Origin of the sequence: Nocardia bhagyanarayanae (assembly GCF_006716565.1) — a bacterium.
Classification (GTDB): Bacteria; Actinomycetota; Actinomycetes; order Mycobacteriales; family Mycobacteriaceae; genus Nocardia; species Nocardia bhagyanarayanae.
This window is the reverse complement of record NZ_VFPG01000002.1, coordinates 277,356-302,358: the sequence shown is the minus strand read 5'-3', so window position 1 is coordinate 302,358 and position 25,003 is coordinate 277,356. Positions and strand designations below refer to the sequence as shown.

Here is a 25,003-nt window from a genome sequence, read left to right as displayed (position 1 = left end):
CTTTCGGCTACACCGCCGGAAGATGCCCGGCCGCGCGACCGTCTCAGCGCACCGGCGCGGGAACCGCGGACTCCTCTTCCACCAGGTCACCGTTGATCGCGATGGCGGCGGCCGAGCCCGCGCCCGCGGCGGAGATCACCTGGGCGCCCGGGTCGGCGACGTTGCCCGCCGCCCACACCCCTGCCACGCTGGTCCGGCCGCGCGCGTCGGTGACCACCCAGCCGTCCGGACCCGTCGCGCACCCGAGCGCGGCGAGGACGTCGCCGTTGGGCACGAAGGTGGGCGCGACGAACACCGCGCCGCGCGGCACCGCGCGCCCGTCGGCCAGCTCCACGCCGCGCAGCCTGCCGTCCTCGACCACCAGCCGCGCGACCTCGCCGGGCACGACCCGCACGCCGCGCGCGGCGAGCCGGGCCGAGTCGTGCTCGGACAAGTCCATCGTGTGCGGGAAGAACGCCACGTCGGCCGACCACTGCGGCAGCAGCAGCGCGACGTGCACAGCTCTGGCGATGGCGCCCGGTTCGGTTCCGCCGAGCACACCGAGCGGTTGATCGCGCACCTCATGGCCGTGGCAGTACGGGCAGTGCAGCACGTCCGCGCCCCAGCGCTCGCGCACGCCGGGCAGGTCGGGCAGCACGTCGCGCAGGCCGGTGGCGACGAGCACCCGCCGTGTCCTCAACCGCCCGCCGCCCGCTAGATGGAGCGTGAATTCGCCCGTGTCCTCGTTCTTTTCGGCGCCGATCACCTCGTCGTCGAGCAGCTCGCCGCCGTAACCCGCGACTTCCGCGGCGCCGATCGTCAGCAGCTCACCGGGCGGAAGCCCGTCCCGGGACAGGAAGCCGTGCATGTGGGTGGCGGGGGCGTTGCGCGGCGCACCGCCCCTGACCACCGCCACCCGCCGCCGCGCCCTGCTCAACACCAGCGCCGCCGACAATCCCGCCGCGCCGCCGCCGACGACGACCACGTCGTGGATCCCCTTGTTCTCTTCGCTCATTCGCGATCACCTCCGGCGTTCAGGCTGTCTCGGCGGACCGGTATCGGCAACAAAATTTGCCGTTTCCGGGAAACGAGCGTGCACTTGGGGACATGAACGACCAACCGGGCATCACGCAGGCGCTGGCCGAGATCGGCCCGCGGCTCAAGGCGTCGCGCACCCATCGCGGCATCACCCTGACCGAACTCTCGGCGACCACCGGAATCTCCAAGAGCACGCTCTCGCGGCTGGAGTCCGGGCAGCGCAAGGCCAGCCTGGAATTGCTGCTGCCGATCGCGCTGGCCTTGCAGGTGCCGCTCGACGAACTCGTGGCGGCGCCCAAGATCGCCGACCCCCGCGTGCACACCACGCCCAGGCAGGTCAACGGCTACACCGTCCTGCCGCTCACCGCCCGGCCCGGCCCGCTGCACGCGTTCAAGATGATCCTGCCGCCCGAGCGCAAGGACCCCGATCCTCGGGTGCACGAGGGATACGAATGGCTCTACGTGCTGTCCGGCAGGCTGCGGCTGATCCTCGGCGAGCACGATTTGATCATGGGCCCTGGCGAGACCGCGGAATTCGATACCCGGCAACCGCATTGGTTCGGCAGCACCGGGCGCGGGCCGGTGGAGATTCTGAGCCTGTTCGGCAGTCAGGGCGAGCGGATGCACGTTCGAGCCAGGCCGCGTCGCGCGACGGGTAACTGATCGGTCGATCCACGAGTAGCCTGCGGTCGCCGCGAATCATCCTTCCGGTCGCGCGATCTCAGGGTTTTCCCGGTTGCCGAATCGGACCGGACTAGGGAGTCTGGAAGGGGTGAACCCCCCGCTCGATGCGTTACCCCTGCACTCCCCCGAGCCGCGCATGCCGCTGGCCGCTGTCGGCGCGCTGACGCCGGTCGGCGTGCACGACCTGCGCGGTCGGACGATCGATGAATTGCGTTACCCCACAACGGCGGCCCTGATCTTCGCCGGAGTGCCCGGTGCGGGCAAGAGCACAGCGCTGCGGAAGTTCTTCGGTTCGACGGCGCAGGCCGAGGAGCCGCCCGCCGGACCGTCCGGTTCGATCGTCCTGGATTCCCAGCACGCCCGGAACCGCTGGCGGCACCGGCTCGGCTGGCTCCCTTATCCGCTGTGGCGTCCGGTCGTACACGTCGCGCACTACGCGGGAATCAAGGCGGCACTGCGCGATGCCGACGGCCCGGTGGTGATCCACGATTGCGGCACCTTCGGCTGGAGCCGCAGGATGATCGCGCGCTGGGCGGCCGAATACCGCAGGGACCTACACGTCGTCATGCTCGACGTGCCCGCGACGGTGGCCAGGGCCGGACAGTACGCCCGCGGCCGCCGCATCAACGGAATGTTCTTCACGCTGCACTGCCGCCGCTGGGACCGCCTGATCCGGGACCTGGACATCGAGGACCGCAACGCGCCGGTTCCGTCCTCGTCCGTCGTCGTCGTGGACCGCTCCACCGTCAACCGCATGACGCGCGTCGCGTTCGACGGCTGATCGCGCTCAGGGCACGAGCACCGTCAGCGCCGCGGGCACCACGCGCAAGGTGATCGGCAGCGTCCCCGCCGGTTCGCCGTCCGCGGTGGCGGGCGCACCCGGCGCGGTGAGAGTCACGGCGGCCGCGCGGTATTGGGCCACGGCGGGATGGTCGATGCGTTTGCCCGCGGAGAGTGCGGGCAGCAGCCGCAGCATCTCCAGCCGCGGCACCGCGCCGACCACCGTGAGATCCAGCAAGCCGTCGTCCATCTCGGCGTCGGGGCAGATCAGCATGCCGCCGCCGTAGGTGCGGGTGTTGCCCACCGCGACCATCACCGCGTCGGTCTCGACCACGCCGTCGCCCGGCGGATTGTCCAGTGCGCCTTCGGCGACGCCGGACAGCTCGATCCGGTAGGGCACGGTGAAACCGCCGGTGATCTCGGCCAGCGCCGCGAACGTGTAGCGGAGCCTGCCCTTCGGCCAGCTCATGCTGTTCGCGCGCAACGTGACTCGCGCGTCGAAGCCGGTGCCCGTCACGGTGGCGAACCACATCGGGGTGAAATCCGGTGCGGGCGACTCGATCCGGCCGAGATCCATCACCTTGCGGCGCCCGGCGAGCACCACGTCGACGGCCGCGGCGGGATCGTCGGTGGGGATGCCGAGCGCCCGCGCCAGGTCGTTGCCCGTTCCGCTCGGCACCAGAGCGAGCGGGACGCCGGTCTGCGCGACCGCCTCCAGGATCACGCAGATCAGGCCGTCGCCGCCGACGCAGACCACGGCGTCGGGACGGGCGGCGGGATCCGGGTTCGCGAGCGAATCACGCACCAGCCGGACGGATTCGCCGGCGGACGGCGCGCGGACCTCGGTGACCTCGACACCGCGCTCGGCGAGCCGGGCGATGGCGGTCGTCGCCGTGTCGTGGCCCTTGCCCGCGCCGGAGAGCCGGTTCGTGACGACCAACGCCGAGCGAATGGCGCTTACCTGCCGGTCCATCAGATCAGTTTTCCAGGATTGAGGATGCCCGCGGGGTCCAATTCCCGTTTCACCGCGCGCAACACCCGGATGCCCAGCTCACCGACCTCGGCGGGCAGCCACGGGCGGTGGTCGGCGCCGACGGCGTGGTGGTGGGTGATGGTGCCGCCCGCGGACATGATCGCGTCACCCACCGCGCGCTTGGCGATCTGCCACTGCGCGATCGGATCGTCGAGTTGTTTGGCGACGATGGTGAAGTACAGCGAGGCGCCGGTCGGGTAGGTGTGCGAGATGTGGCACATCACCAGCGGCGGCGTGCCCTGGGCGCCGAGCGAATCGGTCAGCGCCGCGGTCACCTTCGCCTTCAGTTCGGCGATGTTGGACCAGGTCGTCGCGGTCTCCAGCGTCTCGCACAGCACCCCCACGTCGAGCAGCGCGTCGCGCATGTAGGGCGCGGCGAACCGGCCGTGCTCCCATTCGCGCGCGGGCTGTTCGCCGAGCGCTGTGCCGCCCGCCGCCGTCAGCAACGCGGTGGCCTCGGCGGAGCGAGCCGCGACGTGCTCCGCGCTGCCCTCGAAGGTGGTGATCGCGAGGCAGCCCGTTACCGCCCGACCGCCGATGTCGCCGGAGCGAGCCAGGTTCAGGCCCGTCTCGGCCTCGTCGGAGAGCCGAAGCACGGTCGGCGCGGCGCCCGCCTGCACCACGGCGCGCAGCGCGGCAGCACCGGTGGCGAAATCTGGGAACGACCACGCCTGGTAGGCGGTGGTCTCCGGCAGCGGATGCACGCGCAGCGTCACCTCGGTGATCACGCCAAGCGCGCCCTCCGAGCCGACGAACAGCTCGCGCAGATCCGGCCCGGCGGCGGAGGCGGGCGCGCGGCCCAGCTCCAGCGAGCCGGTCGGGGTGGCGATCTTCAGGCGCTGCACCATGTCGTCGAAGCGGCCGTACCCGGCCGAGGCCTGACCGGAGGACCTGGTCGCCGCGAAACCGCCGATGCTGGCGAATTCGAAGCTCTGCGGGAAGTGGCCGAGCGAAAGCCCCTGTGCGGCAAGCAGTTCCTCGGCTTGCGGTCCGGTGAGGCCCGCGCCGAGGGTCGCGGTGCCGCTCACCGGGTCCACCTCGGTGAGTCCGTCGATGCGGCGCAGGTCGAGCGCGATGACGGTGTCGAACTCGCCGCGCACCGGATCGACGCCGCCGACGACGCTGGTGCCGCCGCCGAAGGGCACCACCGCGATACCGTGCTCGGCACAGTAGGCAAGGACCGCGAGCACCTGCTCGTGGTCGGCGGGAAAGACGATGGCGTCCGGTGCGTCCTGCGGCCCCTCGGCGCGACGCCGCAGCAGATCCAGGGTGCTCTTGCCGCCCGCGTGCCGTAGTCGATCGTGATGGTCGGCCGACACGTTGTCCGCGCCGACCACCTCGACCAACCCGTCCCGCTGCGCCGGCGTCAACGCCGACGCGCGGAGCGGCACGTCACCCTCATCGCGGCGCGCCACCGGGTCGCCGGACACCCCGAAAACCTGCGCTAGCAGACCACGGATCTGCGCCGAAAGCGGCTTGTGTCCGGCCGGGATACCCCAGGCGTCCCACACCATACTCGGTACCCGCGCGTCCGCGCCCGGGTTTGCCGCGGGAACGGAATGCCCGCCTGGCTGCTGCGTCTCGACCATGCGTTACAGTTTGACATAGACTGTCAAGCAGTAACTGTCCATCCCGCTCGAAGCCCGGTGGTGATTCTCGTGACCGACGACCCGGACGCCGAACTTTCGGCCATCGACCTGGCCATTTTCGACGCCGCGCGCGCCTGCGTCCAGGAGTTCGGTGTCCGCCGGACCACGCTCACCGAGGTGGCGCGGCGCGCGGGCGTCAGCAGGCCCACCGTGTACCGCCGCTGGCCCGACACCGGCGCGCTGGTCGCCGAGCTACTGGTCCGCGAACTGCGCGGCATTCTCACCGCGGCCATGCCCGAGTCCGGCCCGGCGCGGGCCCGCCTGGTCGAAGGCGTCGTCGAGGGGGCGGGGATGGTGCGCTCGAATCCGTTGTTCGGCAAGATCTTCCGCACCGACACGGATCTGATGCTCACCTACGTCTTCGGCAGGCTCGGTCGCAACCAGCGCACCCTCATCGAGCTGTTCGCCGCGGGAATCCGGGACGGCCAGGGCGACGGCTCGATCCGGTCCGGCGATCCGCTCCAGCTGGCCACCATGCTGCTGCTCATCGTCCAGTCCGCGGTGCAGTCGGCGGGGACGGTCGCGCCGCTGTTGCCCGCCCCCGAACTGGACACCGAACTGGCCCGCGCCATCGACGGCTACCTCCGCCCCGGCGATCCCGAAGGACGACGAAAGGTTCTGGCATGACCGACAATCCGGTGACCCGCGGGGATTCCGCGCTCAATGCCGAGCGCCGAGCGCGCGAACTGCGCGCACTCGGCGACGGCGGCGCGATCGACGTGCTGGTGATCGGCGGCGGCGTCACCGGGGCGGGCGCCGCGCTGGACGCCGCCGCGCGTGGGCTGCGCACCGTGCTGGTGGAGCGGCACGATCTCGCGTTCGGCACGAGCCGGTGGAGTTCGAAGCTGGTGCACGGCGGCTTGCGCTATCTGGCCAGCGGGCGGGTCGGGATCGCGCACGAGAGCGCGGTCGAGCGCGGCATTCTGATCGGCACCACCGCACCGCATTTGGTGCGGCCGCTGCCGCAGCTGGTTCCGCTGCTGCCGAATATCGGTGCGGCGCAACGGGCGTTGATCCGCGCGGGGTTCGTCGCGGGTGACGCACTGCGGCGCGGCGCGGGTACGCCCGCCGCGGTCCTGCCGCGGTCGCGGCACGTCGCCGCCGCGGAGGCGCTGCGTTTGGCGCCGACCGTGCGCAGGGCGGGTCTGCGCGGCGGGCTCCAGGCATGGGACGGACAGCTGGTGGACGACGCGCGGCTGGTCGTCGCGCTGGCCCGCACCGCGGCGGCCGAGGGCGCGACGGTGCTCACGAGGGTGGAAGCCCTTGATGTCACCGGAGATTCGGCCACCCTGCGCGACACGCTGTCCGGCGAGACCCTTTCCGTGCGGGCCCGTGCGGTGGTCAACGCCACCGGCGTGTGGGCCGACCAGGTCGACCCGAGTATCGAGCTGCGCCCGAGCCGCGGCACCCATCTCGTCTTCTCCGCCGAGTCCTTCGGCGGGCTCAGCGCCTCGCTCACGGTGCCGGTGCCCGGCAGCACCAGCCGATTCGTCTTCGCCTTCCCGGCCGCGCACGGGCGGGTCTACCTCGGCCTGACCGACGAAGACGCGCCGGGCCCGGTGCCCGACGAGCCACAGCCGACCGAGGCCGAGGTCGCCTTCCTGCTCGACACCATCAACACCGCACTGCGAGAACCATTGACGCGAGCCGACATTCGCGGACGGTACGCGGGCCTGCGCCCGCTGTTGAAGACCGACGACGGCAGCACCGCCGACATCTCCCGCCAGCACGCCGTGCTCGACTCGCCGACCGGCGTGATCACGATCGTCGGCGGCAAACTCACCACGTACCGGCAGATGGCCGAGGACGTGGTCGACGCGGCGGTGCGCCACGCCCGCCTCGACGCGGCACCCTGCTCGACCAAGCGCCTACCGCTGGTCGGCGCGGTCTCCGGCGCTGCGCGGGATCGCCTCGCCGCCGCCCCGCTGCTGGTGGAACGCTACGGCAGCGAAGCACCCGCCATCACCGCGCTCGCGGCCCTCGACCCGGCCCTGCGCGAACCGGTCGCCTCCGGAATGGATGTCATCGGAGCCGAATTCGCCTTCGCTCTCTCCCACGAGGGCGCGTTGCACGTCGACGATCTGCTCGACCGCCGCACCCGCATCGGTTTGGTTCCCGAAGACCGCACCGCCGCTCTCCCCGCCGCCACCGCGGCACTCGCGACGATCTGAGCGGGGTTCGAGCGTCGCATGAGTACCACGAAATTACATACCCTGTATGCTCGAGCTCGTCACGAGAGTGATGCCGAGAGGGTGGAGCGTCGGTTGCGACGACGCCCCACCCGGTGGGGTTAGCTAGCCCGCACTCGGCGGACCAGCAGGAGCGCCCCGGCGACCATGGCAGCAGTAACCAACACGATGCCGTAATCGACCGGGGCCTCACTCTTCTTCCGGCGATGTTTCGCCATTCCCCACCGCCTCCTCCCTGGGCGCGGTGTCTGGACCGATGTCCACCGCCCCTCGGTAGGAGGTGCCCACACTTTACGTGAGCCAGCTGACGGAAATGCTTGCCCCCCAATGTGATCCGATGACCAGATCGACCTGGTGATCACGGCGACCCGAGCGTTCGCAGAATAGACCCCTGCTGACGCTCCCGCGTCTGGTCCGGTTCGGGCGATCTGCCGGATTCTGTATCGCTGAATTCAGTGCGCGCGAACCGCAATCGCTCGCCCGACACCAATCAATCGCAGACCCACGCCGCCAGTTCCGCGCGCATGCAGGCGCGGGGCCAACGGTCCAGGCCATGATCGGCTTCGGCGCGGCGCAGCGCGCGCAGGCCCGGCGTCTCCTCGGCGGGCGTCAGGTATCGGAAGCCGAGCCGCTCGTAGTACGGCCCGTTCCAGACCACCTCGGTGAAGGTCGTCAGGGTGATGGCGGGCAGGTCGTGGGTGCGCGCCCAGTCGACGGCGCGGTCGATGAGGTGCTTGCCGATGCGGCGACCGGCGTATTCCGGGTCGATCGACACCTGGTCGACGTGCGCGTTGCCGTCGACGATGCCGAGGACGAGGTAGGCGATCGGCCGGTCCGCGTCGTCGGTCGCGACCCAGGCGCGCCCGGCGCGCTGGAATCCGCGGAGGGTGTCGAGCGGCGGCGGCTCGTCGTCCGCGACGGCCGTCATGCCGATGTCGGCGAAAGGTTTTCCGGCCGCGCGTTCGATGTCCTGGAGAACGGGCAGGTCGGCCTCGGTCGCCGGTCTGATGGATGGCATGCCAGGAGTATTGCCGGACAACCGCACGAAGTCGCGCGGATTTCCGCTCCGAGAATGCGCCCCGAACCCGGGGCGCATCCTCGGGTCGATCTACGCCGAGCCGCTGGCCGAGCCGGTCAGCAGATTCTTCAGGAACTCGGAGAACGGAACGCACACCGCGATTCCTCCGCTGAGCGAGGGCGGGAAGCACTCCGACACCGGCGCGGCCGGTCTGTTCCACGAGGGTTCGGCCGCCGCCGGAGCCGCGGTACCGACTGTGACCGCACCGAGAAGAGCACCGGCGAGCACGGCCGCCGCGACGCGTTGTTTGAAATCCATCGAAATATCCTTCTGCACTATCGATCCCCCGCGCGCAACGTAGCCCCGTCGCGAAGCCCCTGCGTAGCCCCGAGTTCTGAGGCCCCGGTCGTCGACCGTCGATCGCCCTCTGTACGTGGCGACCGTCACCCAGCTGCCCTAAGTGGTCGAGGCGCTGCGCGAGCAGGAATGCCGTCGAGACCGCTCCGAGCACCGAGCCGGCTGCGCCCGTACCCTCGACGACACGAGTCGGCCCTGGCCACGCACCAGCAATCCGGCAGCAGCGGACCAAGACCTCACGTGATCCGGACGACAACGGAACGCCCGTCTGCGCAAAGTCGACTCGATCACGGCCGGCCGATCCGCCGGGCTATTTCTCGCCCGGCTCTCCGCGTTGCCCTGCGCATTCCCTGTTCGGAGCGACCGGTCGGCCGGTTGCCTGTGACCCGATCCGCCCGGTCACGTACCGTGCGAGCCTCTATGCTGGACGCCGGTAGTGCGCGGGAAGGAGGCGCGGGTGCGCAAGAACCCGTCGACCGTAGGGATCGCGCCGGGCGATGGTCTGATTGCACGCTTCGGCGCGGTTGTGGTGTATCTCGCGGGTGAAACCGCTTCCACCGACCGGATTCTCGGTGCGATCGAGGCGGTCGCCGAGGGTGATCACCCCGGGGCCGCGATCGCCCAGCGACTGGCCGCCGTGGTGTTCGGCAGCGGATCCGAACCACCTCCGTTCGGGGTGGTCGCACCGACCGACGACGGCACGGTGATCCTGCTGCGCGGAAAGGTCGCGGCCGAGATCCACGGCGCGGAGGGCGCGCGCAGGCTCTCCGGCGCGCGCGCGTTCACCTGGGTGGACGAGATCGTGCGCGAGCCGGTGCGCCGGATCACCGTGGGCGCCGACACCGGTTCCGCGATCACCGCGCTACCCCGCACCGACCTGCGCGCGGGCACGGTGCCGGGCGGCGGCTTCGAATGGCGCGTGGCCGTGCGTCGCGCGGGCGCACCCAAGTCACCGCAGCGCGCCGCCGTCGCCGCGAAACCCGGCGCCACCGAACCGCCCGCGACCGCGCCCGCGGGCTTCGAGGCCTTGACCGACGATTCCGACGACGCTCGAAGCAACGGCGCCCCCGCCGAGACCAGCGCAGGTCGACCCACGGCGACCGATCGCCCGCAGGACATCGGCACCAGGGCGATGCCACTCGCCTGGTCCCAAACCACCGGCTTCGGTCCCGAACCCGTTGCCTTGCAGAAGAACCCGGCCACTCGCGGCGTCCGGGTCCCGCCGCCGCGGCCCCCGAAGGGCTCGCCGCAGGCCGACGCCCCGACGGGTGCGCTGGTCTTCGAGGACACCGCCTACCCGCTGGACCGCCCGTACGTCATCGGTCGCAGCCCCGCCGCCGACGACTCGGTGCGCAACGCCATCGCCTCCCCGCTGGCGGTACCGAGGGACCGCCACGTCTCGCGGGTGCACGCCTACGTCTCGCTCAATCGCGGCAAGGTCTTCGTCCGCGACGCGTCCACGCCCGCGGGCACCTACGTCGCGGGCCCCGGCACGGACACCTGGACCCGGATCGGGACCGCCCCGGTCGAGCTGCCGCCCGGCTGGCGTATCCGGATCGGCGAGAAGGTCCTCACCCACCGGACCGACGAGCGCCATCCGGCCACGGCCCAGACCCGCAGATCCTGAGGCGACCGGCCCCGCTCCGCGGCCTACGATGCGAAGACTGCGCCAGCTGAGACAGTCATCGTGCGGAGAGGACAATAGGGACATGCAGCGTCACGGCCCGACCGAGGACATCGACGAATCCGCGCTGACCGTCACCGCGCCGAAAGAGCAGGCCGCGGGGGTGACGGCGGTGGCAGTGGCGCTGAAACGGTCGGTCGAGGAGATGGGCGTCGTCCGCACCGCCCGCACCCTGACCAGGCTCAACCAGGTCAACGGCTTCGACTGCCCCGGCTGCGCGTGGCCGGAACCCAGCGGGCACCGGCGCCCCGCGGAGTTCTGCGAGAACGGCGCCAAGGCCGTCGCCGAGGAGGCGACGCTGCGCACCGTCACGCCGGAGTTCTTCGCCGCCCACTCGATCGACGAACTCGCCGGGAAATCCGGCTACTGGCTCGGTCAGCAGGGCAGGCTCACCCATCCGATGGTGCTGCGCCCCGGCGACACGCACTACTCCCCCATCGCCTGGGACGAGGCCTACCGCCTGATCGCCGACCAGCTGCGCGCACTGTCCTCGCCGGACGAAGCGGTGTTCTACACCTCGGGCCGCACCGCCAACGAGACGGCGTTTCTCTACCAGTTGCTGGTCCGCAGCTACGGCACCAACAATCTGCCGGACTGCTCGAACATGTGCCACGAGTCGTCCGGCGCGGCGCTGATCGGCTCCATCGGCATCGGCAAGGGCTCGGTCTCGATCGACGACTTCGGTAAGGCCGATCTGATCATCGTCGCGGGCCAGAACCCCGGCACAAATCATCCCCGCATGCTCAGCGCGCTCGCCGACGCGAAGGCCAACGGGGCAAGGGTGATCGCGGTCAACCCGCTGCCGGAGACCGGCCTGCTCGGCTTCCGCGACCCGCAGACCGTGCGCGGCGTCACCACCGGCGTCGCCATCGCCGACGACTTCCTGCAGATCCGGCTCGGCGGCGACATGGCGCTGTTCCAAGGACTCGGCAAGCTGCTGTTCGACGCCGAGGACCTGGCCCCGGGCACCGTGGTCGACCGCGCTTTCGTGGACGCGCATTGCGCGGGCTTCGCCGACTACGAGAAGCACACGCGTGCGGTCGATCTCGGCGTCGTGCAGGCCGCAACCGGGCTGTCCATGGCGGAACTCGAGCGCACCGCGCGGCTGCTCGCCGAGTCGCGCAGCACCATCATCTGCTGGGCGATGGGCCTGACCCAGCAGGCGCACGGCGTCGCCACCATCGAGGAGGCGACCAACCTGCTGTTGCTCAGGGGCATGATCGGCAAGCCGGGCGCCGGCGTGTGCCCCGTGCGCGGACACTCCAACGTGCAGGGCGACCGCACCATGGGCATCTGGGAGAAGATGCCCGACGCCTTCCTCGACTCGCTCGACCGCGAGTTCGGCATTACCAGTCCGCGCCAACACGGTTGGGACACCGTGAATTCCATCCGGGCCATGCGTGACGGCCGGGCCAAGGTGTTCTTCGGCATGGGCGGCAACTTCGTCTCGGCGACCCCCGACACCGAAGTCACCGAGGCCGCGCTGCGCAATTGCGAACTCACCGTGCAGGTCTCGACCAAACTCAACCGCAGCCACGTGGTGCACGGGCGCACCGCGCTGATCCTGCCCACCCTCGGCCGCACCGACAAGGACGTCCAAGACGGGACGAAACAGCAAGTCTCCGTCGAGGATTCGATGTCGATGGTGCACCTGTCCACCGGCCGCCTCGAACCCGTCAGCGCTCAGCTGCGCAGCGAGGTCGCCATCGTCTGCGAACTCGCCCTCGCGCTGTTCGGCGCGGACCATCCCGTGCCGTGGGCGCGCTACCAGCGCGACTACGACAAGATCCGCGACGCGATCGCCCGCGTGGTGCCCGGTTGCGCCGACTACAACACCCGGGTCCGGCAGCGCAACGGTTTCGTCCTGCCGCATCCGCCGCGTGACAGCCGCGAATTCCGCACGTCCACAGGTCGCGCCAACTTCGCGGTCAACGCGCTGACGTGGGTGCCGGTGCCCGAAGGCAGGCTCATCCTGCAGACGCTGCGCAGCCACGACCAGTACAACACCACCATCTACGGCCTCGACGATCGCTACCGCGGCGTGCACGGCGGACGACGGGTGGTCCTGGCGAACAAGGACGACATCGCCGAATTCGGCTTCGCAGACGGCGATCTCGTCGATCTCGTCTCGGAGTGGACCGACGGCGTGGAGCGTCGCGTGCGAGCTTTCCGGGTGGTCGCCTATCCGACGCCGCGCGGCAACGCCGCCGCCTACTATCCCGAGACCAATCCGCTCGTCCCCCTGGATCACGTTGCGGCGCGGTCCAATACGCCGGTCTCCAAGGCGGTGACGATCCGGCTGGAGCGGCACGTACACGTCGGGGCCGAGTCGTGAAGGAGCGTCAGCGAGTGAACCATCATCACAGCGCGCGCCGGCGCACGACGCGGACGAGCGACAGCGAGGCCGAGTCGTGAGCCGTGTTACCGCGCGCCGCCGCACGCTGCGCCTTTCCCCTTCCGGAGAGATCCAGCGCCCCGACACGCTCGCCGTGGAGGAACCGCTCGAGATCCGCCTGGGCGGGCAATCGCTGACGGTCACCATGCGCACCCCCGGCTCCGATATCGACCTGGTGCACGGATTCCTGTTGAGCGAGAACATCATCGGGTCCGCCGAGGACGTGGTGAGCGCTCGCTACTGCGCGGGGACCGACGCGGAGGGCCGCAACACCTACAACGTGCTCGACGTCGAATTGCGCGTCCCCGCCCCGGCTCGCGCCCGCAACTTCCTCACCACCAGCTCGTGCGGACTCTGCGGCAAAACCGCACTGGACGAGGTGAGGGCGCGTACCCGCTACCCGCTCCCGGCCGACGGGGTGGCCGTCGATCCGGCCGCGCTCGCCGCGATGCCCGAGACCCTGCGCGCGCGGCAGTCGGTCTTCGACGCCACCGGCGGTCTGCACGCTGCGGGCCTGTTCACCGCCGACGGCACCGCGCTCGCGGTGCGGGAAGACATCGGCAGGCACAACGCGGTGGACAAGGTTCTCGGCTGGGCGTTGCGCGACAACCGCGTTCCGGCAGCGGATCTGGTGCTCATCGTGAGCGGAAGGGCGTCCTTCGAGCTGGTCCAGAAGGCGGTGATGGCGGGTGTGCCGATGCTCGGTGCGGTATCGGCGCCGAGCTCGCTCGCGGTCGACCTCGCCGAGGAATCCGGCCTGACCCTGGTCGGCTTCCTGCGCGGGGACACCATGAACGTCTATTCCGGCGCGCACCGCCTGGAGCGACGGTCCTCCGCGCGTCCCGCGAGCTGACTCCTCGCTCGCGGCCGACGCGGCTCTTGCCCGGTCCCCGATGCCCGATTTACCGTGACTTCACCCCGAACGCCTTCGGCGAGGAACGGAGCCAACGATGCGGATCTCGGTAGAAGGAAAGTCCGGCGGCGTGCGCGTTCGTATGCGCTTCGAGCAGCACCGCCGCCGCTGGCTCGCCGTGCGAATCATGTTGGGAATCCTGACCTTCCAGGGCGCGGTGATCGGCCTGTGGGCGGTGCTCGCGCCGCACTCCTGGTACACCAGCTTCCCCGGATTCGGAATGCACTGGATCGCCGTCGACGGCCCCTACAACCACCATCTGGCCGGCGACGTCGGCGCCTTCTTCTCGGCCCTCGCCGCGGTGAGCGGCTTCGCGCTGTGGCGCGGGGGTAGCGCGCTCGCACAGGCTGCGGGGCTGGGTTGGCTGGTCTTCGCCACCCCGCATCTGATCTACCACGCGTTTCACCAGCCGGACGGGATGAGCGGCGTCAGCTTCACGCTGAGCCTGCTCGCCGCCGCGGTCCTCCTGGCACTCGGCGCGGCCTGCCTGCTTGTGCCACCGCGCGGTCCGCAGGCGCCGGACCCCAAGCCCATCGACTTCCAGTTTCCGCGCCGCCGCCCGACGCGCTGAGCGCGGGGGGGCCGAACGATCGTCCCGACCCGGCCGAAGCGCGGGAAATGCCTGGCCGGAGGCGATGCGCGTCGCACGAGAAGCCCGGGGAGACCGTCGGCGCGAGCCGCTGGTAGGTCACCTCGGGCGTGCTGGCGTGCGCCTCCGGCTCGAGTCAGGTCGCTGCGGCGTCGTCAGTCCTTGAGTGCTTCGAGCAGCGCCGCCCGCTGCCGGGCGCCCAGGCCGCCGATGCGGCGATCCTCGGGGATCTCGGCCTGATCCATCAGCTTCGCGGCCTTCACCGGACCGACGCCGGGCAGGGCCTTGATCACCGCCGCGACCTTGGTCTTCTTCACCAGATCGTCGGACTCCGCCTTCTTCAGCAGGTCGGCGACCGACACCTTGCCGGCCTTCACCTTGCCGATCAATTCGGAGCGCGCCTTGCGCACCGCAGCCGCTTTGGCCAACGCCTCGGTGCGTTGCTCGGCGGTCATCGTGGGCAGTGCCATGTCTCCTCCGCTTTCACTCGTCACTCGAACATCTGGTTGACCGCACCGAGTAAACAGCACCGCACCGGCGGCACACCGACGACACACCGGTCAGAGGTTGCGATGAGTTTTCTGGCGCGCCACCGTCAGAACCGGTGAAGGGCAGGCGCGAAGTGCGCGAACCGGACGAAAGGAAGCCCGCCATGGAACTGTCGCTCACCCAGTTCGTCACCATAGATGGCATCTGCCAGGCCCCGGGCGGACCGCAGGAGGACACCAGTGACGGCTTCACGCACGGCGGTTGGACCGCTCCCTACTTCGACGAGGCCGCGGGCGAGTTCATGAACCAGGTGTTCGCTCGGGTGGACGCCTTCCTGCTCGGCAGGCGCACCTACGAGATCTTCGCGGGCTATTGGCCGCAGCACGACGACCCTGCGGACCCGATCGCCTCGAACCTCAACGCCTTGCCGAAATACGTTGGCACCCGCACTCTCTCGCACGCCGATTGGGCGGGTACCGAACTGCTGCGCGGTGATCTCGTCGAGCAAGTCGCCGATCTCAAGGCTCGCCCGGGCCGCGAGCTCCAGATCCACGGCAGCGGCAACCTCGCCCAGACCCTGCTCGCCGCGGGCCTGGTCGACACCATCCACCTGCTGACCTTCCCCGTCCTCCTCGGCACCGGCAAACGCCTCTTCTCCACCGGATCCAGCCCGACCGCCTTCCACCTGACAGACTCCCGCACCACCCCCACCGGCGTTCACATCACGACCTACCGCGCGGCGGGCACCCCCGAATACGGCACCGTCGGCGAGTAGCCATCCGTCCACTGCCGAGACTTTTGTGATCTGCGTAACACAGCGGTCGGCGAAGGCGAAAGTCCATACAGCAGCATTCGTTCGGGATCAAGGTTCAACGGCGAACCAGGGGGATCAACGGAGCTCCCCATCTCGGGCGCGATTCGTTCGACGACGAATCGTCACCGCGTCCCGGCGAGGCGGGCCACAACCACACAACGATCCGCGTCCCGATGAATGACCTTCGGACTACACGGCGCGGGCACGGACTGCTAGCCTCCGAATTGGAACACGTTTCAATTCGTCAGGGGTTGACATGACAGAACAGATTCGCGACGTCGTCGAGCAGTACGTCAAGCTGGTCGGCACCGGGCCCACGGAAGCCATCGTGGAGCTCTACGCGCCCGACGCGACCGTCGAGGACCCCGCGGGCACGCCGCTGCGGCAGGGCCACGACGCCATCCGCGAGTTCTACTCCGTGTTCGACAACTTGGACCGGTCGACCGCACTGCACGCCGACACCGTGCGGGTCGCGGGCAACCATGCCGCCTTCATGTTCGATGTGGTCACCAAGGTCGGCGATCAGCGCTTCACGCTGACGCCGATCGACACGATGGAGTTCGACGAGCAGGGCAAGATCGTCAAGATGCGCGCCTACTGGAGCCAGGACGACATGCGCGGCGAACCGATCTGAGCCGCCCACGACGCCGACGCCGCCCCGGAATCGCTTCCGGGGCGGCGTCGAGTCGTCTGCAGGTCATGCCGCGTCGAGCAGTGCGCCCGCCAGGGCGGTCGTCGTCTCGAAGGTCACGACGTCGGCGGCCACTCGGAGCAACCGATCCACGCATGGCGGGCCGGTCACCAGCAGCAACCGCCGTCCGGTCTGTTCGAGCACCGAACGCGCCTCGAACAGCACGCGTAGCCCTGGAATGCCGAAGAACGTCACCATGGACAGATCGACGACCACGCGTGGAGCTGCGGTGTCCAGCGCGCCGATCAGATGCCGCCGAAACTCGTCGACGGTGAATTGGTCCACCTCGCCCGCCACGGCGCACAGCGTGATCTCGTCGCCCGGAGCGGTGATCGAAACCCGTAGCCGCGCAGCGGGTTCGGGCTGGTGCGGTCGGGTATGAGGGGATTGGGTGGCAAAGATGGTCGACATGAGGACCCCGGTCCCGTCGCGCCCGGCACCGAATGTGCGCCGGGCGAATTTTCGTCCCGGCTGCTCGAGGCCCCGGAACTGGGCTGGCTACTCAACCCTGACCCCGGAGTACCCGAACAGACAGGTCAGTACACCTCGAATCACGAATCAATCTCGACAATTCGGACCGGTCCGAAACAAATCCGGGCCCACGGGAAGTTTTCCCGTGGGCCCGGATTACGAGTACCGAATTACGCCGACTTCTCCCGGCGCTCGGCGCGCTGCTGCTTGCGCGGCACGATGGTCGGCAGCACGTTGTCGTTGACGGTGTCGGCGTTCACGACGACCTTGGCGACATCGTCGCGGCTCGGGATGTCGTACATCACCGGCAGCAGGACTTCCTCCATGATGGCGCGCAGACCGCGAGCGCCGGTGCCGCGCAGGATGGCCTGATCGGCGATGGCCTCCAGCGCGTCCTGGGTGAACTCCAGCTCGACGCCGTCCATCTCGAACAGCCGGATGTACTGCTTGACCAGCGCGTTCTTCGGCTCGGAGAGGATCTTGACCAGCGAGTCCTTGTCCAGGTTCGTCACCGACGCGACGACCGGCAGACGGCCGATGAACTCCGGGATCAGACCGAACTTGATCAGATCCTCGGGCATCACCTCCGCGAAGTGGTCGGTGGTGTCGATCTCCGCCTTGGAGCGCACCTCGGCGCCGAAGCCGATACCGCGGTGGCCGGTGCGGTCGGAGATGATCTTCTCCAGGCCCGCGAACGCGCCCGCCACGATGAACAGCACGTTCGTGGTGTCGATCTGGATGAACTCCTGGTGCGGGTGCTTGCGGCCGCCCTGCGGAGGCACGCTCGCCTGGGTGCCCTCCAGGATCTTCAGCAGCGCCTGCTGCACGCCCTCACCGGAGACGTCGCGGGTGATCGAGGGGTTCTCGCTCTTGCGAGCGATCTTGTCCACCTCGTCGATGTAGATGATGCCGGTCTCGGCCCGCTTGACGTCGTAGTCCGCGGCCTGGATCAGCTTCAGCAGGATGTTCTCGACGTCCTCGCCGACGTAACCGGCCTCGGTGAGCGCCGTGGCGTCCGCGATCGCGAACGGCACGTTCAGCATCTTCGCCAGGGTCTGCGCCAAGTAGGTCTTGCCGCAGCCGGTGGGGCCGAGCATGAGGATGTTCGACTTGGTCAGCTCGACGGTCTCGCCGCGGCTGTCGCGACCCTTGTCGCCCGCCTGGATGCGCTTGTAGTGGTTGTACACGGCCACGGCGAGAGTGCGCTTGGCGGTGTCCTGCCCGATGACGTAGTTCTCCAGGAACTCACGGATTTCGGCCGGTTTGGGCAGCTCGTCGAGTTTGACCTCGCTGGACTCGGCGAGCTCCTCCTCGATGATCTCGTTGCATAGATCGATGCACTCGTCACAGATGTACACGCCAGGTCCCGCAATGAGCTTCTTGACCTGCTTCTGGCTCTTTCCACAGAACGAGCACTTCAGCAGATCGCCGCCGTCTCCGATGCGCGCCATCTCGTGGGTCCCTACTTCCTTGTCCGCGTGCAACCGTCTGTCCAGGTTGCCAGCAATCCACCGAACTCGTGTGTAATCGCGAACACTTCGAGTATTTCGGGCGGGTCGAGCTATGCCGTCAACCGAGAGCAAAGGTCCCTAGGTCGACCGTACCCGGTGTGCGCGACGGAGGTCGACAACTCGAGCATGTTTCTCGCCGGGGTTGTGCGTGTTCTCACGGCATCGAAACACGTTCGGCACATGTTCCGCCGGTGAGGGGCCGGTCCCGGCGCCCGGCCTACCGCCGTGATGTTCGCGCCGTTCGCCACCCTCGCGAACGGTCGATTCACACCGTAGCGGAAGTCGGCCGGGCAGTCTCCCTTCGGCACACTGCCCGGCCGTATTCGCCTGACGCACAGCAACTTGCGAGCGATCCCGGGAATAGGGAAAAGCCCGCGAAAGCCCTACTTCTGCGCGCTCAGCTTGCGGTAATCGAACACCGTGTCGATGATCCCGTATTCCCTGGCCTCCTCGGCCGTCAGGATCTTGTCGCGGTCGGTGTCCTTGCGGATGGTGTCCGCGTCCTTTCCGGTGTGCCGCGCGAGGGTGGTCTCCATCAGGCGGCGCATGCGCTCGATCTCGGCGGCCTGGATCTCCAGGTCCGAGACCTGACCCTGGATGCCGCCCTCCAGCGAAGGCTGGTGGATCAGCACGCGGGCGTTGGGCAGGCAGGCACGCTTGCCGGGGGTGCCGGCGGCGAGCAGCACGGCCGCGGCGGAGGCCGCCTGGCCGAGGCAGACCGTGGCGACGTCGGCGCGCACGTACTGCATGGTGTCGTAGATGGCCATCAGCGAGGTGAACGAGCCACCCGGCGAGTTGATGTACATCGTGATGTCGCGGTCGGGATCCAGCGATTCCAGCACCAGCAGCTGCGCCATGATGTCGTTCGCCGAGGCGTCGTCGACCTGCACGCCGAGGAAGATGATGCGCTCCTCGAACAGCTTGTTGTATGGGTTGGACTCCTTGACACCGAAGCTCGAGTGCTCGATGAACGAAGGCAGGATGTAGCGCGACTGCGGCGAGGCAGGCGCGATGCCGGAGAGGCCGGCGCGTGGGTCGATCAGAGCCATTTCGTCTCCAAAGTCTGTGTGTGCAACGACGGTTGACTGACGGCGGGGCCGGAGCTGGTCCGGCCGCCGCTCACTTGGCTGCGCCGTTGGCCTGGCTGGCGTGGCTGATCACGCGGTCGATGAAGCCGTACTCAAGGGCTTCCTTCGCCGTGAACCAGCGGTCGCGATCGGCGTCGGCGGTCACCTGCTCCACCGGCTTGCCGGTGTGCAGCGCCTGCAGCTCGTTGAGCTCGCGCTTGGTGTGGGCGAACTGCTCGGCCATGATCGCGATGTCGGCGGCCGAACCGCCGATGCCCGCCGAGGGCTGGTGCATCATGATGCGCGCGTGCGGCAGGGCGTAGCGCTTGCCCTTGGTGCCCGCCGTCAGCAGGAATTGGCCCATCGAGGCGGCGAGGCCCATGCCGTAGGTCGCGATGTCGCACTCGGACAACTGCATGGTGTCGTAGATGGCCATGCCCGCCGTCACCGAGCCACCGGGCGAGTTGATGTAGAGCGAGATGTCCTTGGTCGGGTCCTCCGCGGAGAGCAGCAGGATCTGCGCGCAAATCTTGTTCGCGATGTCGTCGTCGACCTGGGTGCCGAGGAAGATGATGCGCTCCCGCAGCAGGCGCTCGTACACCGAATCACTGAGGTTGAGACCAGTAGTCGCGGATGTCATGACCCCTGCCTGGTTGATTGTCACGGATACCTGCCTTCTCTTCTCACCGGCTTGTCACTGCAAGCTGAACAGCGCTGAGTGCCACACAGCCATCACTGGTTCGTTGTCACAAACATTAACGAAGCAGGGCGGCACCGAACTCCCGGTACCGCCCTTTCTTCGCTCACAGCGCAACTTCGCTGCGCTCAGTAGCGCTGTGCGCGAGGGCGCGCTGTGACTTCGGTTCACTCGCTACGCTCGCTCACAGCGCGATCACCACATCACACGGTCGTGGCTCGCGCTGGTGTTCCACAGTTCTACTCGGCGCTCTCGGCCTCGGTCTCGTCGGCGGAATCCGCGGGCGCGCCGAACATTTCGGCGGTGTCCACGGCGTTGCCCTCGGAGTCGGTGACCTTCACCTTGCCGACGACACCGGCCAGCGCCTTGCCGCGGCGCACGTCGGCGAACACGGCGCCGAGCTGACCGGCCTGCTGCACCTGCTGGATGAACTGCTCCGGGGACAGGCCGTAGCGCTGCGACTGGAACAGGATCCGCTCGGTGAGCTCCTCCTGGCCGACCTGGGTGTTCTCCGCCTCGGCGATGGCGTCCAGCAGCAGCTGGGTCTTCACCGACTTCTCGGCGGCCTCCTTGGTGTCCTTGTCGAACTCCTCGCGGCTGGAGCCCTGCGCCTCGAGCGCCTCGGCCAGCTTGGCCTCGTCGTGGTCGAAGCCGTGCACGGCGTCGTGCAGCACGGCGTCGATCTCGGCCTGCACGACCTTCTCCGGCAGCGGGATCTCGGTCTGCTCCAGCAGGGTCTCCAGGACCTTGTCGCGGATCTCGCCCGCCTGCTGCACCTTCTTGACCCGCTCGACCCGGCTCTTCAGGTCTTCCTTGAGCTCGTCGAGGGTGTCGAACTCCGAAGCGAGCTGGGCGAACTCGTCGTCGGCCTCCGGCAGCTCGCGCTCCTTGACCGACTGCACGGTCACCGTGATGACGGCTTCCTTGCCCGCATGCTCGCCCGCGACCAGCGTGGAGGTGAACTCCTTGGACTCACCGGCCGACAGGCCGACGAGCGCCTCGTCGAGGCCCTCGATGAGCTGGCCCGAGCCGACCTCGTGGGACAGGCCGGTGGTGGCGGCGTCGGCCACCTCCTCGCCGTCCACGGTGGCGGCGAGATCGATGGAGACGAAGTCGCCGTTCTGGACCGGACGCTCGACGCCGGTCAGGGTGCCGAAGCGCTGGCGCAGCGAGGTGAGCTGCTCCTCGATGTCCTCGTCGCCGATGCTGAACGCGTCGACGGTGATCTCGATCTCCTCGTAGCTGGGCAGCGCGATCTCGGGGCGCACGTCGACCTCGGCGGTGAAGGCGAGCTCCTGGCCGTCCTCGATCTTGGTGATCTCGATGTCGGGCTGACCGATGACCTTCACCTCGGCGGTGGTGACGGCTTCGCTGTAGCGGCCGGGCAGCACGTCGTTGACGACCTGCTCGAGGACGGCGCCGCGGCCGAGGCGGGCTTCGAGGAGCTTGGCGGGCGCCTTGCCCGGGCGGAAGCCGGGGATGCGGACCTGCTTGGCGAGAGCCTTGTAGGCGCGGTCGAAGTCCGGCTTCAGTTCCTCGAAGGGCACCTCGACATTGATCCGGACCCGGGTCGGGCTCAGCTGCTCGACGGTGCTCTTCACGGACATGCTCCTTGGTTCGTTGTTCGTTCGGGTTGGCGCGACTCCCAGCGGGGTGCGCGTACGCATCCCGACCAGGTTAGTTGACCGGCCGTCGGCGCCTGCAATCGGTCACGGCGCGGCGCACCTCGCGGCGCCGCGACCGGCTGCGTTCAGTTGCCGACGCCGACCGCGTCGGTGACGAAGACCAGCGTCTCGTTGGGCTTGATGCCGCCGCTGCCCGCGCCGTAGCCGAGGTTCGGCGGGATGATCAGCAGCCTGCGCGCGCCCTGCTGGACACCGACGAGGCCCTGGTCCCAGCCGGGGATGACCTCACCGGCGCCGAGGTTCAGCTGGAAGGGCTTGCCGCGATCGAACGAGCTGTCCAGCTTCTTCTTGTCCGACCAGGTCACCAGCACGTAGTTCATGGTGAGCGGCTGGTCGGCCACCGCGCCGGGCCCGCTGCCCTCGACCAGATCCTTGACGATCAGCTTGGTCGGCGGGTCGCAGTCGTCGGGGATGGTCACGGTCGGCGTCTCGCCGAAGCCCCCGGTCACGCCGATGTCCTCGGCCGTGCATTCCCGACCGTGCTTCGCCTGCGTTGCGGCGGCGCTCGTGGTGGTGGCCGTCGCGGTGGCGGCGGTGTCCTTGTCGTCGTCGGAGCCGCAAGCGGCCAGCGTGAACGCGGCCGCGGCGATGGCCCCGACACCGATGATCCTGCCGAGTGTGTGCATGCGGCGGACCCTAGACCACTCAGCGCCCGCGCGCCTAGCGACAACACAGCGCCCGCGCGCCCAGTGACGACACAGCGGAGGGTTCCGGCCCTGTCGGGGTGTCGCCGCCCGTAAACGGGTAATGCGGCCGGTGAAGCGGATTTCCCAGCGACCGTGAGGAGAGTCGGCGGATGACGCAGATGGCCAGTGCCGGGGGCGACACCTCGGCGGACAATGTCGGCGCGCAAGGCGGCGTTTCCATCGCGCCCCGGCCCTATCGGCTGAGCGAGACGCCCGGGCCGCTGGATCGCGCGGAGCTGACCGCGATCGACGCCTGGTGGCGCGCGGCGAACTATCTGTCCGTCGGCCAGATCTACCTGATGAAGAACCCGCTGCTGCGCGAACCGTTGCGTCCCGAGCACATCAAGCCTCGGCTGCTCGGACACTTCGGCACGGTGCCCGGGCTCAATCTGGTGTGGACGCACGCCAACCGGGCGATCCGTCACCGCGAACTGAACGCGGTGTTCGTCGCCGGTCCCGGCCACGGCGGTCCCGGACCGAACGCGTGCGCTTGGCTGGAGGGCACGTATTCCGAGCTGTACAGCCACATCCCCCGCGACGGAGCGGGGATGGGAGCGCTGTTCGCCCAGTTCTCCTTCCCGGGCGGGGTGCCCAGTCACTGCGCGCCCGAGACGCCGGGCTCTTTCCACGAGGGCGGCGAGCTGGGCTATTCCCTGCTGCACGCCTACGGGGCCGCACTCGACAATCCCGATCTCACCGTCTTCTGTGTGATCGGCGACGGCGAGGCCGAGACCGGGCCGCTGGCCGGTAGCTGGCACGCCAACAAATTCCTCAATCCAGGGCGCGACGGCGCGGTGCTGCCGATCCTGGCGCTCAACCAGTACAAGATCGCCAATCCGACCATCCTCGCCCGCATTCCGGAGCACGAGCTGATCGAACTGCTGCGCGGATGCGGCTACGAACCGATCGTCGTGGCGGGCGACGATCCGGCGACGGTGCACCAAGCGATGGCCGGTGCGGTGGACGGCTGCCTCGATCGGATCGACCGGATTCAACGCGCCGCCAGGTCCGGCGCCAACGGCGCGCCCGCGAACTGGCCGATGATCGTGTTGCGCACCCCGAAGGGCTGGACCTGTCCCCCGGTCGTGGACGGCGACCCGATCGAGGGCACCTTCCGCGCCCATCAGGTGCCGCTGCCCGCCGCCCGGAACAACGACTCGCACCGCGAAGTGCTCGAGCAATGGCTGCGCTCGTATCGCCCGGAGGAACTGTTCGACGAGGCAGGGCAGCCGGTGCCGGAACTGCTCGACCAAGTGCCCGCGGGTGATCGGCGGATGAGCGCCAATCCGGTGGCCAACGGCGGCATGCTCGTTCGCGATCTACGCCTGCCGGACTGGCGCGAGTTCGGTGTCGAGGTGGACGCGCCCGGCGGCACGAAACACGAGGCCACCCGGGTACTCGGCGGCTGGCTGCGCGAGGTGACCCGGCGAAATCCGGACAACTTCCTCACCTTCGCGCCCGACGAACTCGCCAGCAACCGACTCCAGGACATCCTGGAGGTCACCGGACGCGACTGGCAGGCGGAGATCGGCGAATACGACGTCGCGCTGGACCGCACCGGCCGGGTGATCGAGGTGCTCTCCGAGCACATGTGCCAAGGACTGCTCGAGGGGTATCTGCTGACCGGCAGGCACGGGGTGTTCACCTGCTACGAGGCGTTCATCCACATCGTGGACGCGATGTTCAACCAGCACGCCAAATGGCTGGACGCGAGCGCGGCGGTGTCCTGGCGGCGGCCCATCGCCAGCCTGAACTACCTGCTGTCCTCGCACGTCTGGCGGCAGGACCACAACGGGTTCACGCACCAGGATCCCGGCTTCCTGGACGTGGTGCTGAACAAGAAGCCCGAGATCGTGCGGGTGTACCTTCCGCCGGACGCCAACACCTTGCTCTCGGTGTACGACCACTGCCTGCGCTCGCGGCACTACGTCAACGTGGTGGTGGCGGGCAAGCAACCGCAGGAGGACTGGCTGTCGGTCACCGACGCGGCGGTGCACTGCGCACGTGGTTTGGGCATCTGGGAGTGGGCGGGCAACAACGACACCGTCGGCAGCACCCCGGATGTCGTGCTGGCCTGCGCGGGCGATGTGCCGACGCTGGAGACCCTGGCCGCCGCGGCGATTCTCCGTGATCGGTTGCCGGACTTGCGGGTTCGCGTGGTCAACGTGGTGGATCTGATGCGGCTGCTGCCCGCGGAGGAGCACCCGCACGGCCTGCCCGACAGCGAGTTCGACACACTGTTCACCAGAAACCGTCCGGTGATCTTCGCCTTCCACGGCTACCCGTGGCTGGTTCACCGGCTGACCTACCGGCGTACCAATCACGGTGAGATGCACGTCCGCGGTTACAAGGAAGAGGGCACCACCACAACGCCTTTCGACATGGTGATGCTCAACGACCTGGACCGGTACCACCTCGTCATGGACGTCATCGATCGGGTGCCCGACCTACGCGAGAAGGCCGCGGGGTTGCGCCAGGAGATGGTCGACGCCCGCTGGAAGGCGCGCGCGTGGACCAGGGAGTACGGCACGGACATCCCCTGTGTCGCGGAGTGGAGCTGGCCCGAAGTCGGCCTCTGAGGGTA

At 69.0% G+C, this 25,003-nt stretch carries 23 protein-coding genes; 11 read left to right on the top strand and 12 right to left on the bottom strand.

Annotation, left to right across the window (positions count from 1 at the left end):
• Positions 1-43: 43 nt before the first annotated feature.
• Positions 44-994, bottom strand: coding sequence for an NAD(P)/FAD-dependent oxidoreductase (locus FB390_RS28150; protein WP_141812281.1), 951 nt, complete (start codon positions 992-994; stop codon positions 44-46).
• 92 nt (positions 995-1,086) lie between these two features.
• Between FB390_RS28150 and FB390_RS28145 the strand changes: the two genes are divergently transcribed.
• The gene (locus FB390_RS28145) at positions 1,087-1,680 is read left to right on the top strand and encodes a helix-turn-helix domain-containing protein (RefSeq protein ID WP_141812280.1); all 594 of its coding nucleotides are present in this window, start codon (positions 1,087-1,089) and stop codon (positions 1,678-1,680) included.
• Between the two features lie 109 nt (positions 1,681-1,789).
• On the top strand, positions 1,790-2,482 hold the full coding sequence (locus tag FB390_RS28140; protein WP_246124424.1) for a P-loop NTPase family protein: 693 nt from the start codon (positions 1,790-1,792) through the stop codon (positions 2,480-2,482).
• Positions 2,483-2,488: 6 nt separating this feature from the next.
• Here the strand turns inward: FB390_RS28140 and FB390_RS28135 are convergent, their stop codons facing one another.
• Positions 2,489-3,454 carry a YegS/Rv2252/BmrU family lipid kinase gene (locus FB390_RS28135; RefSeq protein WP_141812279.1) on the bottom strand — a complete coding sequence of 322 codons (966 nt, stop codon included), beginning with the start codon at positions 3,452-3,454 and terminating at the stop codon, positions 2,489-2,491.
• The gene (locus tag FB390_RS28130) at positions 3,454-5,028 is read right to left on the bottom strand and encodes an FAD-binding oxidoreductase (protein WP_185757394.1); all 1,575 of its coding nucleotides are present in this window, start codon (positions 5,026-5,028) and stop codon (positions 3,454-3,456) included. Before FB390_RS28130 ends, FB390_RS28135 begins: the two co-directional genes overlap by 1 nt.
• A 138-nt stretch (positions 5,029-5,166) precedes the next feature.
• Here FB390_RS28130 and FB390_RS28125 point away from each other — a divergent pair, with 138 nt between their 5' ends.
• Both FB390_RS28125 and FB390_RS28120 read left to right on the top strand, forming a co-directional pair.
• Positions 5,167-5,790: a TetR/AcrR family transcriptional regulator gene (locus tag FB390_RS28125; protein WP_246124572.1), complete on the top strand. Its 624-nt coding sequence runs from the start codon at positions 5,167-5,169 to the stop codon at positions 5,788-5,790.
• The gene (locus FB390_RS28120) at positions 5,787-7,334 is read left to right on the top strand and encodes a glycerol-3-phosphate dehydrogenase/oxidase (RefSeq protein WP_141812276.1); all 1,548 of its coding nucleotides are present in this window, start codon (positions 5,787-5,789) and stop codon (positions 7,332-7,334) included. The genes FB390_RS28125 and FB390_RS28120 overlap by 4 nt, the downstream gene beginning before the upstream one ends.
• A 508-nt stretch (positions 7,335-7,842) precedes the next feature.
• Here the strand turns inward: FB390_RS28120 and FB390_RS28115 are convergent.
• On the bottom strand, positions 7,843-8,370 hold the full coding sequence (locus FB390_RS28115) for a GNAT family N-acetyltransferase (RefSeq protein WP_141812275.1): 528 nt from the start codon (positions 8,368-8,370) through the stop codon (positions 7,843-7,845).
• Positions 8,371-8,460: 90 nt separating this feature from the next.
• On the bottom strand, positions 8,461-8,688 hold the full coding sequence (locus FB390_RS28110) for a hypothetical protein (RefSeq protein ID WP_141812274.1): 228 nt from the start codon (positions 8,686-8,688) through the stop codon (positions 8,461-8,463).
• Positions 8,689-9,184: 496 nt separating this feature from the next.
• On the opposite strand from FB390_RS28110, the gene FB390_RS28105 reads away from it, so the two are divergent.
• From FB390_RS28105 to FB390_RS28090, 4 genes are all read left to right on the top strand, one after another.
• Complete coding sequence (locus FB390_RS28105) at positions 9,185-10,354, top strand: FHA domain-containing protein (protein WP_141812273.1); 1,170 nt, start codon at positions 9,185-9,187, stop codon at positions 10,352-10,354.
• Positions 10,355-10,436: 82 nt separating this feature from the next.
• On the top strand, positions 10,437-12,746 hold the full coding sequence (locus FB390_RS28100; RefSeq protein WP_141812272.1) for an FdhF/YdeP family oxidoreductase: 2,310 nt from the start codon (positions 10,437-10,439) through the stop codon (positions 12,744-12,746).
• A 76-nt stretch (positions 12,747-12,822) separates the two neighbouring features.
• The gene (gene fdhD, locus FB390_RS28095) at positions 12,823-13,659 is read left to right on the top strand and encodes a formate dehydrogenase accessory sulfurtransferase FdhD (protein ID WP_141812271.1); all 837 of its coding nucleotides are present in this window, start codon (positions 12,823-12,825) and stop codon (positions 13,657-13,659) included.
• Positions 13,660-13,756: 97 nt separating this feature from the next.
• Entirely contained in the window at positions 13,757-14,290 is a 534-nt protein-coding gene (locus FB390_RS28090; protein ID WP_141812270.1) for a hypothetical protein, read from the top strand.
• Positions 14,291-14,463: 173 nt separating this feature from the next.
• Here the strand turns inward: FB390_RS28090 and mihF are convergent, their stop codons facing one another.
• Entirely contained in the window at positions 14,464-14,778 is a 315-nt protein-coding gene (gene mihF / locus FB390_RS28085) for an integration host factor, actinobacterial type (protein ID WP_067787445.1), read from the bottom strand.
• A gap of 182 nt (positions 14,779-14,960) precedes the next feature.
• Here mihF and FB390_RS28080 point away from each other — a divergent pair, with 182 nt between their 5' ends.
• Positions 14,961-15,572 carry a dihydrofolate reductase family protein gene (locus FB390_RS28080; RefSeq protein WP_141812269.1) on the top strand — a complete coding sequence of 204 codons (612 nt, stop codon included), beginning with the start codon at positions 14,961-14,963 and terminating at the stop codon, positions 15,570-15,572.
• 295 nt (positions 15,573-15,867) lie between these two features.
• A complete protein-coding gene (locus tag FB390_RS28075; RefSeq protein ID WP_141812268.1) occupies positions 15,868-16,245 on the top strand; it encodes a nuclear transport factor 2 family protein in 378 nt (125 codons plus the stop codon).
• Between the two features lie 63 nt (positions 16,246-16,308).
• Here FB390_RS28075 and FB390_RS28070 read toward each other — a convergent pair whose 3' ends face one another.
• The 6 genes from FB390_RS28070 to FB390_RS28045 form a co-directional block, all read right to left on the bottom strand.
• Entirely contained in the window at positions 16,309-16,713 is a 405-nt protein-coding gene (locus tag FB390_RS28070) for an STAS domain-containing protein (protein ID WP_141812267.1), read from the bottom strand.
• A 230-nt stretch (positions 16,714-16,943) separates the two neighbouring features.
• Entirely contained in the window at positions 16,944-18,224 is a 1,281-nt protein-coding gene (gene clpX / locus FB390_RS28065) for an ATP-dependent Clp protease ATP-binding subunit ClpX (protein ID WP_141812266.1), read from the bottom strand.
• Positions 18,225-18,667: 443 nt separating this feature from the next.
• Positions 18,668-19,333: an ATP-dependent Clp protease proteolytic subunit gene (locus tag FB390_RS28060; RefSeq protein WP_141812265.1), complete on the bottom strand. Its 666-nt coding sequence runs from the start codon at positions 19,331-19,333 to the stop codon at positions 18,668-18,670.
• Positions 19,334-19,403: 70 nt separating this feature from the next.
• A complete protein-coding gene (locus FB390_RS28055; protein WP_141812264.1) occupies positions 19,404-19,991 on the bottom strand; it encodes an ATP-dependent Clp protease proteolytic subunit in 588 nt (195 codons plus the stop codon).
• A 296-nt stretch (positions 19,992-20,287) separates the two neighbouring features.
• Positions 20,288-21,649 (bottom strand): trigger factor, encoded by a 1,362-nt coding sequence (gene tig, locus FB390_RS28050; protein ID WP_141812263.1) that lies wholly within the window; start codon positions 21,647-21,649, stop codon positions 20,288-20,290.
• A gap of 149 nt (positions 21,650-21,798) precedes the next feature.
• Entirely contained in the window at positions 21,799-22,359 is a 561-nt protein-coding gene (locus tag FB390_RS28045; RefSeq protein WP_141812262.1) for an FKBP-type peptidyl-prolyl cis-trans isomerase, read from the bottom strand.
• Between the two features lie 170 nt (positions 22,360-22,529).
• Here FB390_RS28045 and FB390_RS28040 point away from each other — a divergent pair, with 170 nt between their 5' ends.
• The gene (locus tag FB390_RS28040; protein ID WP_141812261.1) at positions 22,530-24,998 is read left to right on the top strand and encodes a phosphoketolase family protein; all 2,469 of its coding nucleotides are present in this window, start codon (positions 22,530-22,532) and stop codon (positions 24,996-24,998) included.
• Positions 24,999-25,003 lie beyond the last annotated feature (5 nt).

What these genes read in the sequence shown, in the direction of transcription:
- FB390_RS28145 (WP_141812280.1), top strand. Translation starts at nt 1,087, where the DNA reads ATGAACGACCAACCGGGCATCACGCAGGCGCTGGCCGAGATCGGCCCG.
- FB390_RS28045 (WP_141812262.1), bottom strand. Translation starts at nt 22,359, where the DNA reads ATGCACACACTCGGCAGGATCATCGGTGTCGGGGCCATCGCCGCGGCC.
- FB390_RS28100 (WP_141812272.1), top strand. Translation starts at nt 10,437, where the DNA reads ATGCAGCGTCACGGCCCGACCGAGGACATCGACGAATCCGCGCTGACC.
- FB390_RS28070 (WP_141812267.1), bottom strand. Translation starts at nt 16,713, where the DNA reads ATGTCGACCATCTTTGCCACCCAATCCCCTCATACCCGACCGCACCAG.
- FB390_RS28080 (WP_141812269.1), top strand. Translation starts at nt 14,961, where the DNA reads ATGGAACTGTCGCTCACCCAGTTCGTCACCATAGATGGCATCTGCCAG.
- FB390_RS28060 (WP_141812265.1), bottom strand. Translation starts at nt 19,333, where the DNA reads ATGGCTCTGATCGACCCACGCGCCGGCCTCTCCGGCATCGCGCCTGCC.
- clpX (WP_141812266.1), bottom strand. Translation starts at nt 18,224, where the DNA reads ATGGCGCGCATCGGAGACGGCGGCGATCTGCTGAAGTGCTCGTTCTGT.
- FB390_RS28090 (WP_141812270.1), top strand. Translation starts at nt 13,757, where the DNA reads ATGCGGATCTCGGTAGAAGGAAAGTCCGGCGGCGTGCGCGTTCGTATG.
- FB390_RS28055 (WP_141812264.1), bottom strand. Translation starts at nt 19,991, where the DNA reads ATGACATCCGCGACTACTGGTCTCAACCTCAGTGATTCGGTGTACGAG.
- FB390_RS28075 (WP_141812268.1), top strand. Translation starts at nt 15,868, where the DNA reads ATGACAGAACAGATTCGCGACGTCGTCGAGCAGTACGTCAAGCTGGTC.
- FB390_RS28120 (WP_141812276.1), top strand. Translation starts at nt 5,787, where the DNA reads ATGACCGACAATCCGGTGACCCGCGGGGATTCCGCGCTCAATGCCGAG.
- FB390_RS28115 (WP_141812275.1), bottom strand. Translation starts at nt 8,370, where the DNA reads ATGCCATCCATCAGACCGGCGACCGAGGCCGACCTGCCCGTTCTCCAG.
- FB390_RS28110 (WP_141812274.1), bottom strand. Translation starts at nt 8,688, where the DNA reads ATGGATTTCAAACAACGCGTCGCGGCGGCCGTGCTCGCCGGTGCTCTT.
- FB390_RS28130 (WP_185757394.1), bottom strand. Translation starts at nt 5,028, where the DNA reads ATGGTGTGGGACGCCTGGGGTATCCCGGCCGGACACAAGCCGCTTTCG.
- FB390_RS28150 (WP_141812281.1), bottom strand. Translation starts at nt 994, where the DNA reads ATGAGCGAAGAGAACAAGGGGATCCACGACGTGGTCGTCGTCGGCGGC.
- mihF (WP_067787445.1), bottom strand. Translation starts at nt 14,778, where the DNA reads ATGGCACTGCCCACGATGACCGCCGAGCAACGCACCGAGGCGTTGGCC.
- FB390_RS28135 (WP_141812279.1), bottom strand. Translation starts at nt 3,454, where the DNA reads ATGGACCGGCAGGTAAGCGCCATTCGCTCGGCGTTGGTCGTCACGAAC.
- FB390_RS28040 (WP_141812261.1), top strand. Translation starts at nt 22,530, where the DNA reads ATGACGCAGATGGCCAGTGCCGGGGGCGACACCTCGGCGGACAATGTC.